This window comes from Tepidimonas ignava (assembly GCF_004342625.1).
GTDB classification, from domain to species: domain Bacteria; phylum Pseudomonadota; class Gammaproteobacteria; order Burkholderiales; family Burkholderiaceae_C; genus Tepidimonas; species Tepidimonas ignava.
In genome coordinates this window covers 13,598-29,917 of record NZ_SMAH01000007.1, presented here as the reverse complement: position 1 = coordinate 29,917, position 16,320 = coordinate 13,598, and the positions used below count along the sequence as shown (strand labels likewise).

General features: G+C 68.8%; 14 protein-coding genes. 11 read left to right on the top strand and 3 right to left on the bottom strand.

The features are described from left to right. Positions 1 to 3 precede the first annotated feature (3 nt). The gene (locus EDC36_RS06640) at positions 4 to 966 is read right to left on the bottom strand and encodes a prenyltransferase (RefSeq protein WP_132962459.1); all 963 of its coding nucleotides are present in this window, start codon (positions 964 to 966) and stop codon (positions 4 to 6) included. 99 nt (positions 967 to 1,065) lie between these two features. Between EDC36_RS06640 and EDC36_RS06635 the strand changes: the two genes are divergently transcribed. The 9 genes from EDC36_RS06635 to EDC36_RS06595 all read left to right on the top strand — a co-directional run bounded on the left by EDC36_RS06635 (position 1,066) and on the right by EDC36_RS06595 (position 12,175). Further along, on the top strand, positions 1,066 to 1,491 hold the full coding sequence (locus tag EDC36_RS06635) for a MerR family transcriptional regulator (protein ID WP_132962458.1): 426 nt from the start codon (positions 1,066 to 1,068) through the stop codon (positions 1,489 to 1,491). Positions 1,492 to 1,570: 79 nt separating this feature from the next. Continuing rightward, the gene (locus tag EDC36_RS06630; RefSeq protein WP_132962457.1) at positions 1,571 to 2,752 is read left to right on the top strand and encodes an isovaleryl-CoA dehydrogenase; all 1,182 of its coding nucleotides are present in this window, start codon (positions 1,571 to 1,573) and stop codon (positions 2,750 to 2,752) included. Next, a complete protein-coding gene (can, locus tag EDC36_RS06625) occupies positions 2,752 to 3,426 on the top strand; it encodes a carbonate dehydratase (RefSeq protein WP_132962456.1) in 675 nt (224 codons plus the stop codon). The genes EDC36_RS06630 and can overlap by 1 nt, the downstream gene beginning before the upstream one ends. A 16-nt stretch (positions 3,427 to 3,442) precedes the next feature. Further along, entirely contained in the window at positions 3,443 to 5,377 is a 1,935-nt protein-coding gene (aceK, locus tag EDC36_RS06620; protein ID WP_132962455.1) for a bifunctional isocitrate dehydrogenase kinase/phosphatase, read from the top strand. Continuing rightward, positions 5,374 to 6,564, top strand: a complete 1,191-nt coding sequence (locus EDC36_RS06615) for an acetyl-CoA C-acyltransferase (RefSeq protein ID WP_132962454.1) — start codon at positions 5,374 to 5,376, stop codon at positions 6,562 to 6,564. The genes aceK and EDC36_RS06615 overlap by 4 nt, the downstream gene beginning before the upstream one ends. 14 nt (positions 6,565 to 6,578) lie before the next feature. After that, the gene (locus tag EDC36_RS06610; RefSeq protein WP_132962453.1) at positions 6,579 to 7,706 is read left to right on the top strand and encodes an acyl-CoA dehydrogenase family protein; all 1,128 of its coding nucleotides are present in this window, start codon (positions 6,579 to 6,581) and stop codon (positions 7,704 to 7,706) included. 123 nt (positions 7,707 to 7,829) lie between these two features. Further along, positions 7,830 to 9,221 carry a Trk system potassium transporter TrkA gene (gene trkA, locus EDC36_RS06605; protein ID WP_132962452.1) on the top strand — a complete coding sequence of 464 codons (1,392 nt, stop codon included), beginning with the start codon at positions 7,830 to 7,832 and terminating at the stop codon, positions 9,219 to 9,221. Positions 9,222 to 9,236: 15 nt separating this feature from the next. After that, positions 9,237 to 10,709 (top strand): TrkH family potassium uptake protein, encoded by a 1,473-nt coding sequence (locus tag EDC36_RS06600; protein WP_132962451.1) that lies wholly within the window; start codon positions 9,237 to 9,239, stop codon positions 10,707 to 10,709. 14 nt (positions 10,710 to 10,723) lie between these two features. Next, positions 10,724 to 12,175 carry a TrkH family potassium uptake protein gene (locus EDC36_RS06595; RefSeq protein WP_132962450.1) on the top strand — a complete coding sequence of 484 codons (1,452 nt, stop codon included), beginning with the start codon at positions 10,724 to 10,726 and terminating at the stop codon, positions 12,173 to 12,175. 65 nt (positions 12,176 to 12,240) lie between these two features. On the opposite strand, the gene EDC36_RS06590 is transcribed toward EDC36_RS06595, so the two are convergent. Both EDC36_RS06590 and EDC36_RS06585 read right to left on the bottom strand, forming a co-directional pair. Continuing rightward, positions 12,241 to 12,609: a carboxymuconolactone decarboxylase family protein gene (locus EDC36_RS06590; RefSeq protein WP_243646501.1), complete on the bottom strand. Its 369-nt coding sequence runs from the start codon at positions 12,607 to 12,609 to the stop codon at positions 12,241 to 12,243. Positions 12,610 to 12,675: 66 nt separating this feature from the next. Beyond that, the gene (locus EDC36_RS06585) at positions 12,676 to 13,752 is read right to left on the bottom strand and encodes an AraC family transcriptional regulator (RefSeq protein WP_132962448.1); all 1,077 of its coding nucleotides are present in this window, start codon (positions 13,750 to 13,752) and stop codon (positions 12,676 to 12,678) included. Between the two features lie 78 nt (positions 13,753 to 13,830). Here EDC36_RS06585 and EDC36_RS06580 point away from each other — a divergent pair, with 78 nt between their 5' ends. Together EDC36_RS06580 and EDC36_RS06575 are read left to right on the top strand one after the other, a co-directional pair. Next, entirely contained in the window at positions 13,831 to 15,438 is a 1,608-nt protein-coding gene (locus EDC36_RS06580) for a carboxyl transferase domain-containing protein (RefSeq protein ID WP_132962447.1), read from the top strand. A 41-nt stretch (positions 15,439 to 15,479) separates the two neighbouring features. Continuing rightward, positions 15,480 to 16,301: an enoyl-CoA hydratase/isomerase family protein gene (locus tag EDC36_RS06575; protein WP_132962446.1), complete on the top strand. Its 822-nt coding sequence runs from the start codon at positions 15,480 to 15,482 to the stop codon at positions 16,299 to 16,301. Positions 16,302 to 16,320 lie beyond the last annotated feature (19 nt).

The following is a 16,320-nucleotide window of genomic DNA, read 5'->3' as shown; positions in this document are numbered from 1 at the left end:
TGGTCAGCGCTGCAGCGCCACCGCCGCGAACGCCGCGGCCAGCGCCAGCGCGTGCACCAGCGTCGCCCCGATGGTGAGCCCGATCGCGGGCCGCAGCGCCGTCACCGCCCGCCCCAGCGCCACATGGCGCCACAACAGCCACGCCGCGGCCAGCGCCAGCGGCCCCGAGGCCAAGCCCCACCACGCGGTGCTCGGCGGCACTTGCGCCAGCCACAGCACCAGCAAGATGCCGTGCGCCAACACCGCCAACACCGTGTACAGCGCCGCCACCCCCACCGGCCCCAACCGCACCGCCAGCGTGCGCTTGGCCACCCGCGCGTCGTAGGGGGCATCGGGCACGCCGTTGATCAGCAGGATGTTGGCCACCAGCAACGCAAACGGCACGGCGCTGGCCGCGGGCACCCAACTCCACTGGCCACGCTCGGCGTAGTCCGCCCCCACGACGATCAGCCACCACGCCAGCGCGACCGTCAGCTCCCCCAGCCCGCGCGCCATCAGCCGCAGCGGCGGCGCTGAGTACGCCCACCCCAGCGTCAACCCGGCCAGCCCGATCAGCACCAAGCCGCCGCCCGCGTGCAGCGCCAGCCACAGCCCGCCCAGCACCACCAGCGCCGCCAGCGCCAGCGCCAGGCGCCGCGCGTCGTCGGCGCTGGCCAGGCCCTGTTGGATCACGCGTGACCCCCCGGTGAACGGCGACAGCGGCGCCGGGTTGGCGGCATCGGCGCCGCTGAGCGCGTCGTGGTGGTCGTTCCATGCGTTGGCCGCGGCATGCGCCAGCAACCCCAGCACCAGCGTCAGCGCCGCGCGCCCCACGTCAAAGCCGCACCCACACGCGGCCGCACTGGCCAGGCCCAGCAGCACGCCGGCCACCGTGACCCACAAAAAACCAGGCCGCACCAACCGCCATGCGACGGCGGGCTGCAGCGGGGCGGACGGCGGCGGGGCGGTGCTGGGCGTGGGGCTCATGTCCATGCACTATACGGCAGGGGCGCTGGCGCGTATCATGCGCGGCATCTGACGTTGACGTCAACGTCAACGCTGTAGGGCGCGGATCGGCTGTCCACCATGAGCAAAAGCACCACCTACACCATCGGCGACTTGGCGCGTGAATTCGACCTCACCACCCGCGCCATCCGTTTTTACGAAGACATGGGCCTGCTGCAGCCCCGCCGTGCGGGGCCGGGTGGGCGCAGCCGCGTGTACTCGGCGCGGGATCGCACACGCCTCAAGCTCGTGCTGCGCGCCAAGCGGTTGGGTCTGAGCCTGTCTGAGGCCAAGGAGCTGATCGACATGTACGACAGCCCGCGCGACACCGGGCCGCAGTTGCGCAAATTTTTGCAGGTGCTGGCGGTGCACCGGCGCCAGATCGAAGACCAGATGGCCGACCTGCAAGCCACGCTGGACGAAATCAAAGCTCACGAAAAAGAAGCGCGTGCGCTGCTGGCCAAGCTGGGCGAAGGCGAGGCCAGCGGGCGCGAAAAGGCGGCATAATTGACGTTTACGTAAACGTCAATGAAGGGGGCGCCCGCCGCCGTCGGCGCCCCGGCCAACCCACCCACGGAGACCCCCCATGACCCATCTGCCCGGCCTCGACTTCCAGCTTGGTGACGACATCGACGCGCTGCGCGACGCGGTGCGCGCCTTTGCGCAGGCCGAAATTGCCCCGCGCGCGGCCGAGATCGACCGCACCGACCAGTTCCCGATGGACCTGTGGCCCAAGCTGGGCGAGCTGGGCGTGCTGGGCATCACCGTCGAGGAGGAGTACGGCGGCGCGGCCATGGGCTACCTGGCGCACATGATCGCGATGGAGGAAATCAGCCGCGCCAGCGCCTCGGTGGGCCTGTCGTACGGCGCGCACTCCAACCTGTGCGTCAACCAGATTCGCCGCAACGGCACCGAAGCGCAAAAGCGCAAGTACCTGCCCAAGCTCATCAGCGGCGAGCACGTCGGCGCGCTGGCCATGAGCGAGCCGGGCGCCGGCTCCGACGTCGTCAGCATGAAGCTGCGCGCCGAGGACAAGGGCGGCTACTACCTGCTCAACGGCAGCAAGATGTGGATCACCAACGGCCCCGACGCCGACACGCTGGTGGTCTACGCCAAGACCGAGCCGGAGCTGGGCGCACGCGGCATCACCGCCTTCATCATCGAAAAGGGCATGAAGGGCTTTTCGGTGGCGCAAAAGCTTGACAAACTGGGCATGCGCGGCAGCCACACGGGCGAGTTGGTGTTCCACAACGTGGAAGTGCCGGCCGACAACATCCTGGGCGGCCTCAACAACGGCGTCAAGGTGCTGATGAGCGGTCTGGACTACGAGCGCGCGGTGCTGGCCGCCGGGCCCGTGGGCATCATGCAGGCGGTGATGGACAACGTCATCCCCTACATCCACGAGCGCAAGCAGTTCGGCCAGAGCATCGGCGAGTTCCAGCTCATCCAGGGCAAGGTGGCCGACATGTACACCACGCTGCAGGCGGCGCGCTCGTTTCTGTACACCGTGGGCAAAAACCTGGACCGGCTGGGCGCGGCGCACGTGCGCCAGGTGCGCAAGGACTGCGCCAGCGTCATCCTGTGGTGCGCCGAGCAGGCCACCAAGATGGCGGGCGACGGCATCCAGATCTTCGGCGGCAACGGCTACATCAACGACTACCCGCTGGGGCGCCTGTGGCGCGACGCCAAGCTGTACGAAATCGGCGCCGGCACCAGCGAAATCCGCCGCATGCTGATTGGCCGCGAGCTGTTTGCGGAGACCGCCTGATGCCGTGGCGCGTGCTGCTGCAGCGCAACCGCGCCTGGGCCGAGCGCATCCAGGCCGAGCGCCCCGGCTTTTTTGCCGAGCTGGCGCGCCAGCAGTCGCCGCGCTACATGTGGATCGGCTGCTCCGACAGCCGTGTGCCGGCCAACCAGATCACCGGCCTGGAGCCGGGCGAGGTGTTCGTGCACCGCAACGTGGCCAACGTCGTGGTGCCCTCCGACCTCAATTGCCTGTCGGCCGTGCAGTACGCGGTCGACGTGTTGCGGGTTGAGCACGTGATGGTCGTGGGGCATTACGGCTGCGGCGGTGTGCAAGCGGCGCTGCTGGGCCAGCGGGTGGGGCTGGCCGACAACTGGCTGCGTCACGTGCGTGACGTCGCCGAGCGCCATGCCGACACGCTGCAGGCGATGGCGCACGACGCGCGTCTGGACGCCCTGTGCGAGCTCAACGTCATCGAGCAGGTGCGTCACGTGGCGCAATCGACGGTGCTGCAAGACGCCTGGGCGCGCGGGCAGGCGGTCACCGTGCATGGCTGGGTGTACGGTTTGCGCGACGGTCTGCTGCAGGACCTGGGGGTGTCGATCGGGTTGGGCGGCGACGTCGAGGCGGGTTATGCTGCGGCCTGTGCGGCGGTGCGGCAACGGCGCCAGGGGGCGCACGACCGCCCCGCCGCCTGAGGCAAAGGTCTGCACCATGCTGCTGCAACGCATCGACTCCAACGTCGCCTGGGGCATCGCCCGCGCGATGATCGACGGCTTCAACCGCCACTACCGCCTGTTTCGGGCCGAGTCGGCGCGTGCCAAGCACCGTTTCGAAACCGCCGATTGGGCCGGGCAGCAACGGGCGCAGCGCGAGCGCATCGAGTTTTACGACCTGCGCGTCAAGGAGTGTGTGACGCGGCTGGAGCGCGAGTTCCAGGCCTCGCAGCAGCCGATGGAGGTGTGGCAACAGGCCAAGCTGCTGTACATCGGCATGCTGGTGGACCACCGCCAGCCCGAGCTGGCCGAGACGTTTTTCAACTCGGTCACGACCAAAATCCTGCACCGCAGCTACTTCCAAAACGACTTCATCTTCGTGCGCCCCGCGATCAGCACGGAGTACATCGAACCCGAAGACCCGAGCAGCCACACCACCTACCGTTGCTACTACCCGCAAACGCTGGAGGAGCTGCAGCCGACGCTGCAGCGCATGGTGCAGGACTTTGGCCTGCGCGTGCCGTTTGAGGATTTGGCGCGCGACGTGGCCGACGTGCACGACGCGCTGCTGCCGCTGTTCGACCACAGCCGGCTGCGCCCCAACTTCCAAATCCAGGTGCTCGACAGCCTCTTTTACCGCAACAAAGGCGCGTACGCGGTGGGCAAGCTGATCAACGGGTTTCAGGAAGTGCCGTTTGCGCTGCCCATCCTGCACAACGCGCACGGCCAGTTGGTCATCGACGCGTTGCTGCACGGCGAAGACGACCTGCTGATGCTGTTCAGCTTTGCGCGCGCGTACTTCATGGTCGACATGGAGGTGCCCAGCGCCTACGTGCAGTTTTTGCGCAGCATGATGCCGCGCAAGCCGCGCGCCGAGTTTTACAACGCGCTGGGCTTGGCCAAGCAGGGCAAGACGCTCTTTTACCGCGACTTTCTCTACCACATGCGGCACAGCACGGACAAGTTCCGCATCGCACCCGGCATCAAGGGCATGGTGATGCTGGTGTTCGACCTGCCGAGCTTTCCGTTCGTGTTCAAGGTCATCAAGGACCGCTTCCCGCCGCAAAAAGACATCACGCCCGAGCAGGTGCGCGCCAAATACCAGCTCGTCAAGCAGCACGACCGTGCCGGCCGCATGGCCGACACGCTGGAGTTTTCCGAGGTGGGGTTTCCGCGCGCGCGCTTCACCGACGAGCTGATCGAAGAAATCCTGCGCGAGGCCCCCAGCCAAATCGAAATCGGCGACCGCAACGGCGACGGCAACGTCGAAGTGGTGCTCAAGCACGTCTACATCGAGCGGCGCATGATCCCGCTCAACATCTACCTGCAAGAGTGCTTCGACGCGCTGCAGGCCAACCCCGACGACCAGCGCGCGCGCCAGCAGCTCGAGCACGCCGTCATCGAATACGGCAACGCCATCAAGGATCTGGTGGCGGCCAACATCTTCCCGGGCGACATGCTGTGGAAGAACTTTGGCATCACGCGCCACGGCAAGGTGGTGTTTTACGACTACGACGAAATCGAATACATCACCGACTGCAACTTTCGGCGCGTGCCGCCACCGCGCAACGAGGACGATGAGCTCAGCGGCGAGGTGTGGTACAGCGTTGGCCCGCACGATGTGTTTCCGGAGACGTTCGGGCCGTTTTTGCTTTCCAACCCGCTGGTGCGCGAGATTTTTATGCGCCACCACGCCGACTTGCTCGACGTCGAATTCTGGCTGGCGCACCAGCAGCGCCTGCGCGCGGGGCACGTGCACGACATCTTCCCCTACGAGCAGTCGCGCCGCTTTTCCAAGCGCCGAGCGGTGGCGCTGAGCCCCACCGCCGAATCGGCCGCCCGCGCCGCCGCGCCAGAGCCGCCGCCGCTGGATGGCGCGGCGCTGGTGGCGGCTTCGTCCACCTTTTCATCCGCTGAAGGAGTGACCGCATGAGCACCACCACCGATCCCATCGTCATCGTTGGCGCCGCCCGCACCCCCATGGGCAGCTTCCAGGGCGACTTTGCGGCCCTGGCCGCGCATGATCTGGGGGCCGCGGCGATTCGGGCCGCCATCGAGCGCGCCGGCCTCGCGCCCGAGCAGGTGGACGAAGTGCTGATGGGCAACTGCCTGATGGCGGGCCAAGGCCAGGCGCCGGCGCGCCAGGCCGCCCTCAAGGCCGGTCTGCCCAAGAGCGCCGGTGCGGTCACGCTGTCCAAGATGTGCGGCTCGGGCATGAAGGCCGCCATGCTGGCGCACGACATGCTGGTGGCCGGCAGCGCGCAGGTCATGGTCGCCGGCGGCATGGAGAGCATGACCAACGCGCCGTACCTGCTGCTCAAGGGCCGCGGTGGCTACCGCATGGGGCACGACCGCGTCTACGACCACATGATGCTCGACGGACTGGAAGACGCCTACGAACCCGGCCGCAGCATGGGCACCTTTGGCGAGGACTGCGCCGCCAAGTACCAGTTCACCCGTGAGCAGCAGGACGCTTTTGCCACTGAGAGCGTCAAGCGCGCCCAGCGTGCCGTGGCCGACGGCAGCTTCGCCACCGAAATCACACCGGTCACCGTCAAAGACCGCAGCGGCGAGCGCGTCGTGGCCACCGACGAGGGTCCCGGCAAAATCAAGCTGGACAAAATCCCGCAGCTCAAGCCCGCGTTCAAAAAGGACGGCACCATCACCGCCGCGTCCAGCTCGTCGATCAACGACGGTGCCGCGGCGCTGGTGCTGATGCGCGCCTCCACCGCCGCCAAGCTGGGCTGCCGGCCGCTGGCGCGCATCGTCGGCCACGCCACGCATGCCCAGGAACCCAATTGGTTCACCACCGCGCCGGTGGGGGCCACGCGCAAGCTGTTGGCGCAGATCGGCTGGCAGGTGGCCGATGTGCAGCTGTGGGAGGTCAACGAAGCCTTCGCCGTGGTGCCGATGGCGCTGATGACGGAGCTGGGCATCGGCCACGACATCGTCAACGTCAACGGCGGCGCCTGCGCGCTGGGGCACCCGATCGGCGCCAGCGGCGCGCGCATCATGGTCACGCTCATCCACGCGCTGCAGGCGCGTGGTCTCAAGCGCGGTGTGGCCACGTTGTGCATCGGCGGCGGCGAGGGCACGGCCATCGCGCTGGAGCTGCTCTGAGGCCCGGGGCGTCCATGATCCTGACCGACGAACAGCAGATGATCCGCGACGCCGTGCGCGCGTTTGCGCGCGAGCGGCTGTGGCCCCACGCCGCGCAGTGGGACCGCGACCACACCTTTCCGCGCGAGGCGCACCGCGGCCTGGCGGAGCTGGGCTGCTACGGCGTGTGCGTGCCCACCGAGTACGGCGGGGCCGGGCTGGACTACCTGAGCCTGGCGTTGGTGCTGGAGGAGATCGCCGCGGGCGACGGCGGCACCAGCACCGCCATCAGCGTCAACAACTGCCCGGTGTGCGCGATCCTGCTGCGCTACGGCACCGAGGCGCAAAAGCAACGCTGGCTGGTGCCGCTCGCGCGCGGCGAGCTGCTGGGCGCGTTTTGCCTCACCGAGCCGCACGTCGGCTCCGACGCGGCGGCGCTGCGCACCACCGCGCGGCGCGACGGCGACAGCTACGTGCTCGACGGCGTCAAGCAGTTCATCACCAGCGGCCGCAACGGCCAGGTGGCCATCGTGATCGCCGTGACCGACAAGACGGCGGGCAAGCGCGGCATGAGCGCCTTCCTCGTGCCCACCGACACGCCCGGCTACATCGTCGAGCGGCTGGAAGACAAGTGTGGCCAGCACTCCAGCGACACGGCTCAGATCCGCTTCGAGGCCTGCCGCATCCCCGCCGAACACCGCATCGGCCAGGAGGGCGAGGGCTACAAAATCGCGCTGTCGGCGCTGGAAGGCGGGCGCATCGGCATCGCGGCGCAAAGCATCGGCATGGCGCGCAGCGCGCTGGAGGTGGCCATCGACTACGCCAAGCAGCGCGAGAGCTTTGGCCAACCGATTTTTGAGCACCAGGCGGTGGGCTTTCGCCTGGCCGAAGCCGCGGCCCGGCTGGAAGCGGCGCGCCAGCTCACCTGGCACGCGGCGACGCTGCGCGACGCGGGGCAGCCCTGCCTGAAAGAGGCCGCGATGGCCAAGCTGATCGCCAGCGAGACCGCCGAGTGGGTCTGCTCCACGGCGATCCAGACGCTGGGCGGCTACGGCTACGTGCGCGACTTCCCGGTCGAGCGCATCTGGCGCGACGTGCGCGTGTGCCAGATCTACGAAGGCACCAGCGACGTGCAAAAAATCCTGATCCAGCGGGCGTTGTAGCGGCGGCCAACCGCCGCGGCCCGGGCAGCGGGCGCTGCCTCGCCGGCGCGTGTCGTTCGGGGTCGCGCCGCGGCCCGGGCGGCGGGTGGGACCCGCGGGGTTCGGGCGTAAGATACACACGCCATGAACATCATCATCTTCGGCGCCGGGCGCGTGGGCGAAAGCGTCGCCGAGAGCCTGGTTTCCGAGCAAAACGACATCACCGTCATCGATCAGGACCCGGCGCGTGTGCGGGCGCTGGAGGAGCGGCTCGACCTGCGCGGCGTGGTCGGCAACGGCATCCAACCCTCGGTGCTGGCCGAGGCGGGCGCCAAAGACGCCGACATGTTGATCGCCTGCGCGGCGCTGGATGAGTCCAACCTGGTTGTGTGCAAGGTGGCGCACGACGTGTTCCACGTGCCCACGACGATCGCGCGGCTGCGCTCGCCCGAGTTCGAGGAGGGCAGCGACCTGCTGGGCAAGTCGGGCTTTGCGGTGGACCACGTCATCTGCCCGGAAGAGTCGGTGATGCGCTACATCCACCAACTCATCGACTACCCCGAGGCGCTGCAGGTGCTGGAGTTCGCCGAGGGGCGCGTGTGCCTCATTGCGGTGCGGGCCACCGCCGGCAGCGCGCTGGTGGGTCACACGATCGGGGAGTTCCGCCAGCTTGTGCCGCAGGTGGACATGCGCGTGGTGGCGCTGTACCGGCTGGACGCCGAGATGGCCCCCAGCGCCAGCACCCGCATCCTGCCCGGCGACGAGGTGTTCATCCTCGCGGCCAACGACCAGATCCGCGCGGTGTTGGCGGCGCTGCACGCGCGCGACAAGCCGGTGCAACGCGTCATGATCGCCGGCGGCGGCAAGGTGGGCTTGCGGCTGGCGCGCTCGCTGATCGGCCAGTGCCAGGTCAAAATCGTCGAAGCCAGCGCCAAACGCTGCGAGTATTTGGCCAGCCAGTTGCCCTCCAGCACGCTGGTGCTGCACGGCGACTGCACCGACGAGGCGCTGCTGGAAGAAGAAAACGTCGCCGAGATGGACCTGTTTCTGTCGCTGACCAGCGACGACGAGGACAACATCATGGCGGCGATGCTGGCCAAGCGGCTGGGCGCGCGGCGCGTACTGGCGCTCATCAACCGCCGTGCCTACGCCGAGATGATGCAGGGCAGCACGATCGACATCGCGGTGTCGCCGGCGCAAACGGTGATTGGCGAGCTGCTGGCGCACGTGCGCCGGGGTGACGTGGTGGCGGTGCACAGCCTGCGCCGTGGCGCCGCCGAGGCGCTGGAGGGGGTGGCCCGTGGCGACGTCAAAAGCTCGCGCCTGGTGGGGCGGCGGGTCGAGGAGGTCAAGCTGCCCGCCGGGGCGCGCATCGGCGCCATCGTGCGCGGCGAGGGCCGCGACGCCGAGGTGCTGATGCCACACCACGACACCTTGATCCAGGCCGACGACCACATCATCATCTTCATTCCCAACAAGCGCCTCGTGCGCGAAGTGGAAAAACTGTTCCAGGTCGGCGCCACGTTTTTTGGCTGACCGGCGAAGCACGCCATGCCGTTTGTCCGCATTGCGCCCATTTTTGGCGTCATTGTCATGGTCTTTGCGCTGACCATGTTGGTGCCCCTGGCCGTGGCGCTGGGCATGAACGACGGCACCGCCGAGCTGTGGGGGGGCCCGTTGCTGGGTGCCTTTGCGGCAGGGGGGGTGTTGTGGTGGACGGGTCAGCGCATGGTGGGGCGCGAGCCCGACTTGCAGCCGCGCGACGGCATGCTGCTGGTGTCGCTGGCCTGGACGGTGCTGCCGGCCATTGCCACCGTGCCGTTGCTGCTGTTTTACCACCGCCACGGCGGCAGCCTGACCTTCACCCAGGCGTACTTCGAGACGGTGTCGGCGATGACCACCACCGGCGCGACGGTGTTGGTGGGGCTGGACGCGCTGCCGCCGTCCATCAACCTTTGGCGCGGCTTGCTGCAATGGTTGGGCGGCATGGGCATTTTGGTGCTGGCGGTGGCCATTTTGCCGATGCTGGGGGTGGGCGGGCAACTGCTGCGGGCCGAATCCACCGGGCCGATGAAGGACACCCGCCTGACGCCCCGTATCGAGGAAACCGCCAAAGGGCTGTGGAGCGTGTACGCCGGCATTTCGCTGGCGTGCGTGCTGGCCTACCGTTGGGGCGGGATGTCGTGGCTGGACGCCTGGATCCACATGTTCACGACGATGAGCCTGGGGGGCATGTCGTCGCACGACGCCAGCTTCGCGCACTTCGACTCGCCACGGCTGGAGTGGACCGCCACCCTGTTCATGCTGGTGGCCAGCGGCAGCTTTGCGCTGTACTTTGCGGCGCTGGTCAAGCGCAGCCCCGCGCGCATTTGGCGCGACGCCGAGTGGCGCGGCACGTGGCTGCTGATGCTGGGTTCGGTGCTGTTCATCGCCTGGTTGTTGGTGCAGCGGGGCGCCGTGCCGCAGTGGTCCGAGGCGCTGCGTCTGGCGGCGTTCAACGTGGTGTCGGCCGCCTCCACCACCGGCTACGCCACCACCGACTACCTGCAGTGGCCGGTGTTTGCGCCCATCTGGATGCTGCTGCTGTCGGGCGTGGCCACCAGCGCCGGCTCGACCGGGGCCGGCATCAAGATGGTGCGGCTGCTGATCCTGCTGAAGCTGGTGCGGCGCGAGCTGGCGCGCATCATCCACCCGCGCATCGTCAACCCGGTGACGCTGGGCGGCCGGCCCGTGGATGCGCAGGTGGTGTACGCGGTGCTGGCGTTCATGCTGGTGTACGGGGGCACGATCGCCGTGCTGACGATGGCGCTGTTGCTGACCGACATGCCGTTCGACACGGCGCTGTCGGCCGTTGTGGCCAGCGTCAACAACCTGGGGCCCGGCCTGGGTGAGGTGGGGCCGGCCGGCAACTACGCGGGGCTGGCCCCGGTGCAGTTGTGGCTGTGCACGTTGGCCATGCTCATGGGCCGGCTGGAGATGCTGGCGCTGCTGGTGTTGTTCACCCCGGGGTATTGGCGCAAATAGGGGCAGGGCAGGGCATGGGGGCGACGCTGCATGTCTTTGCGCACGTGTTGATGGCGTTTGCCCTGGCGTTCGTGGTGCCGATGGGCTGGGCCTGGGTCCACGACGACGTGACCCACGAGGTGCAGTGGGCGCAAGCCGCCGGCTTGACGCTGGCCAGTGGGTTGGCGCTGTGGTTGGCGACGCGGCGGCACAAGCGCGAGCTGGGCACGCGCGACGGCTTCGTGCTGGTTAACCTGGTGTGGTCGGTGCTGCCCGCCTACGCGGCGCTGCCCCTGGGGTGGATGGTGCCGGGCATCACGTGGCACCACGCGTACTTCGAAGCCATGAGCGCGCTGACCGCCACCGGCGCCACCGCGCTGTCCGGTTTGGACGCGCTGCCCGTGTCGGTCAACGTGTGGCGTTGCTTTTTGCAGTACGTGGGTGGCTTGGGGGTGATGCTGCTGGTGGTGGCGGTGTTGCCGATGCTGGGGCTGGGTGGCATGCAGCTGTACAAGGCCGAAACGCCGGGGCCGATGAAAGACCACAAGCTCACGCCGCGCATCGCCGAGACGGCGCGCGGTTTGTGGGGGGTGTATTTTGTGTTTTCGTTGGCGTGCCTGCTGGCCTACCGCTGGGCAGGCATGAGCTGGGCGGATGCCTTCATGCACATGTGCACAACGATGGGGCTGGCGGGGTTTTCGTCGCACGACGCCAGCCTGGGCTACTTCCAGTCTCCGGCGGTGGAGTGGGTGGCCATCGTGTTCATGGGGCTGGCCGGCATCAGCTTTTTGCGCTACTTCATGGTGGTGCGCAGCCTGACCCTGCGGCCGCTGTGGGCCGACCGCGAAATTCGCACCTACGTGGTGGTGCTGCTGGCGGCCACCGGGTGGGTGGCGCTGATGCTGGCGGCGCAGCGGGTGGTGGACGACGTGCCCACCGCGCTGCGCCTGGCGGCGTTCCACGTGCTGTCGCTGGCCACCACCACCGGCTACGCCACCACCGACTACCTGCAGTGGCCGCCCTTCATCCCGGTGCTGTTGCTGTTCCTGGGCACTTTTGTGTCGTGCGCGGGCTCCACCGGCGGTGGCATCAAAATGGTGCGCATGGTGCTGCTGATCAAGCAGGCGCGCCGCGAACTCGTGCGCATCGTGCACCCGCACGTGGTCAACCCGGTCACCCTGGGCGGCCAGGCCGTGCCACCGACGGTCATGAACGGTGTGCTGGGCTTCATGTTGATTTACGGCGCGGCCACCGTGGGGCTGGCGTTCTTGCTGCTGCTGTCGGGCATGGACGTGGTGACGGCGTTTTCGGCTGTGGTGGCCACCGTCAACAACATCGGCCCCGGCTTGGGCGAGGTAGGGCCGGCCGGGAATTACGGCGGGCTGACGCCGTTTCAGCTCTGGGTGCTCAGCGCCGCCATGCTGCTGGGCCGGCTGGAGCTGCTGAGCGTGCTGGTGCTGTTCACGCGGGCGTTTTGGCGGCGTTGAGCCGCGCTTGCCAGCCCACGGTGGCCACCATGCCGGCCCCCGCGCTGGGCTGTGCGCTGCGGCGTTCAGGCGCTGGCGGCGCACACCTGCTCGGTGCTCATCGCATCCCAGCATTTGAGCGCTTCGGCGGCGTACATCAACGCCGGGCCACCGCCCATGTAGGTGCAAATCGTCAGCAGTTCTTCCAGTTCCTGGCGTGTGCCGCCCAGTTGGATAAGGGCGCGCACGTGGTAGCCGATGCAGGCCGAGCACCGCTGCGTGATGCCGATGGCCAGCGCGATCAACTCCTTGTGCTTGGCGCTGATGGCGCCTTCGGCCATCGAGGCCTGCGCCAGCTGCGAAAAACCGCGCATGGCCTCGGGCTGGGCCTTGCGCAGTTTGGCCAATTGGGCGCTGATGTCGCAGATCAGGTCATTGTGGTCGACGATGGGCACGGTGGCAGCTCCTTCGTAGGGAGCCACCATACTACCGCCGGTATATCGGAGGTCTGTTGACGCACGTCAAGGATGTGTCGGTCTGGCCGAGGCTCGGCGTCGCCACGCCGCCGGGCTGACGCCCGTCCAGACGCGAAACGCGCGCATGAAGCTCTTGTCGTTGTCAAAGCCCACCGCCGCGGCGATGCGCTTGATGGGCCAGCGGGTGCGCAGCAGGTAGCCGGTGGCCAGTTCGTGGCGTACTTGGTCGCGCAGCGCGTGCACGCTGGTGCCGCTGTCGTGCAGTTGGCGCTGCAAGGTGCGCGGCGAGACGTGCAGCGCGCGCGCCAGGTGCGCGGTGTCGGCCCCGGGGTGGGTGCGCAGCCACGCGCGCGCGCGCTCCAGCAGCAGACGGTCGTGGTGGTACGGCCGCACCATCAGGCGCACGGCGTGGGGCAGCATGGCGCGCAGCGCGGCGTCGTCGCGGCGCAGGGGTTCGCGCAGGTAGGCGCGATCCAGGCGCAGCGCGGTGGCGCTGGCGTCCCACAGCACCGGGGCGCCGCCAAACAGCAGCGGATAGACGTCGGCGTGCGGCGGCGCGGGGAAGGCCAGCCGCACCTGCGTGGGCACGATGCGCGCGTCGATCAGCCACGCGGCCAGCCCCAGCACGTTGCGCAGCAGCGAAACGTGGGCAAACTCCCGCACCGTGGCGCGTTGGGCAACGTCGGGCAGGTCCGCGCCGGGCGCACGCTGTTCGATCAGTGTCAGCTCGGCGTGCTGCTCCTGTTCGCGCCACTGCAGCAGCACATCGTCGGTCAGCAGCGCGTGGTGGCGGCACCAGCGCCGCAGCGCCAGGCCCAGGTCCGGGGCGGTCAGCGAGGCGCGCGCCAGCATGCCGTAGCTGCCCCACGGCAGCCGGCGGCTGAACCAGCCCAGCGCCTCGTCGTCGAGCTCACGCATGGCGCGTGCGGCCAGCCGCTCGAAGGGCAGGCTGGTGACACGCGCCTGGGGCGTGGCCAGCCATGCGGGGTCAATGCCCGCGTCCATCAGCGCCGGCTGGGGATCGAGCCCGCGCTGCGCGTAGGCCAGCGCGATGGCGCGCACGAACGCGATCGGCGTGGCGGCCACCGGGCGGCGCTGGGTGGGCGGCAGGGTGGGCGACATGGTTGGCGCATTATGCAACCTTTGTGGGGCGCCTGGGGGTTGGCAGCGTGGGCGGGCGCGCCCACAATGCGGCGCACCATGAGCACCCTGCCCACCCGCATCAACCCCCGCAGTGCCGACTTTGCTGCCAACGCCGCCGCCATGCGTGCGCTGGTCGATGACCTGCACGCCCGCATCGCCCAGGTGGCGCTGGGCGGCGGCGAGGCCGCCCGTGCCAAGCACACCGCGCGTGGCAAGCTGTTGCCGCGCGAGCGGGTCGAAATGCTGCTCGATCCGGGTTCGCCGTTCCTGGAGATCGCGCCGCTGGCGGCGCTGGACATGTACGACAACGAGGCGCCGTGCGCCGGGCTGATCGCGGGCATCGGGCGCATCGCCGGGGTGGAGTGCGTCATCGTGTGCAACGACGCGACGGTCAAGGGCGGCACCTACTACCCGATGACCGTGAAAAAACACCTGCGTGCGCAGGAAATCGCGCAGCAAAACCGCTTGCCCTGTGTGTACCTGGTGGACTCGGGGGGCGCCAACCTGCCCAACCAGGACGAGGTGTTCCCCGATCGAGACCACTTCGGCCGCATTTTTTACAACCAGGCCAACATGAGCGCGCAGGGCATCGCGCAGATCGCGGTCGTCATGGGCTCGTGCACGGCGGGCGGCGCCTATGTGCCGGCGATGAGCGACGAGACCATCATCGTCAAAAACCAGGGCACGATCTTTTTGGGCGGGCCGCCGCTGGTCAAGGCGGCCACTGGCGAAGTGGTCAGCGCCGAGGACCTGGGCGGCGGCGATGTGCACACGCGCCTGTCGGGGGTGGCCGACCACCTGGCCGAAAACGACCTGCACGCGCTGGCGCTGGCGCGCGAGGCGGTGGCGCGCCTCAACCGCGGCAAGGTGTGGCCCCTGGAGCGCCGCGCGCCGCGTGCGCCGCTGTACCCGGCTGAGGAACTGTACGGCATCATCCCCACCGACACGCGCAAGCCGTTTGACGTGCGCGAGGTCATCGCGCGCATCGTGGACGGCTCGGAGCTGCACGAATTCAAAGCCCGCTACGGCACCACGCTGGTGTGCGGCTTTGCGCACCTCGAGGGCATGCCGGTGGGCATCGTGGCCAACAACGGCATCCTGTTTGCCGAAAGCGCCGACAAGGGCGCGCACTTCATCGAGCTGTGCTGCCAGCGCAAGGTGCCGCTGGTGTTTTTGCAAAACATCACCGGCTTCATGGTGGGGCGCAAGTACGAAAACGCCGGCATCGCCCGCGCGGGCGCCAAGATGGTGACGGCCGTGGCCTGTGCCCAAGTGCCCAAGTTCACCGTCATCATTGGGGGCTCGTTCGGCGCGGGCAACTACGGCATGTGCGGCCGGGCGTACTCGCCGCGCTTTCTGTGGATGTGGCCCAACGCGCGCATCAGCGTGATGGGTGGCGAGCAGGCCGCCAGCGTGCTGGCCACCGTCAAGCGCGATGGCATCGAGGCCAAGGGTGGCACCTGGAGCGCCGAAGAGGAAGAAGCCTTCAAGGCCCCTATCCGTGCCCAGTACGAGCGCCAGGGGCACCCGTACTACGCCACCGCGCGGCTGTGGGACGACGGCGTCATCGATCCGGTGGACACCCGGCGGGTGCTGGCGCTGGGGCTGAGCGCGGCGCTCAACGCGCCCATCCCCGACACGCGCTTTGGCGTGTTCCGCATGTGAGGCGGTGGTGCACGATGGTCAACCCCACAGGAACCCTGACGATGGACGATACGGTGCTGGTGGAGGGGCGTGGCCCCGTGGCGCGGGTGACGCTGAACCGCCCCGCGCTGCGCAACGCGTTCAATGACGAGGTGATCGCGCGGCTGACGCAGGCGTTCGAAGCCCTGGGCGCCGACGACGCGGTGCGCGTGATCGTGCTGGCGGCCGAGGGCCCGGCGTTTTGCGCCGGGGCCGACCTGAACTGGATGCGCCGCATGGCCGACTACAGCCATGCCGACAACCTGGCCGACGCGGCCGCGTTGGCGCGCATGCTGCGCGTCATGGACACCTGCCCCAAGCCCACCGTGGCGCGGGTGCAGGGCGATGTGTACGCCGGCGGCATGGGGCTGGTGGCGTGCTGCGACATTGCGGTGGCGGTGCAGGGGGCGGGGTTTTGCCTCAGCGAGGTCAAGCTGGGCCTGGTGCCCGCCACCATCGGCCCCTACGTCGTGCGGGCGATGGGGCTGCGCGCGGCGCGGCGCTACATGCTGACCGCCGAGCGCTTCGACGCCGCCGAAGCGCTGCGCTTGGGGCTGGTGCACGAGGTGGTGGCGCCCGAGCGGCTCGACGAGCGTGTCGAGGTCATCGCGCGCGCGCTGGCCGCCAACGGCCCGCAGGCGCTGGCCACTTGCAAGCGGTTGCTGCGCGACATCGAAACGGCGCCGCTGGACGATGCGCTGGTCGAGCGCACGGTGCGCATGATCGCCGACGTGCGCGCCAGCGCCGAAGGGCGCGAGGGCGTGCAGGCCTTTTTGCACAAACGCAAGCCCGGCTGGCTGCCGCAGGCCGAGGCTGTGCCACCCACCGCACCCACCCAAGGCTGACCCCCAGCGCCGAGGACCA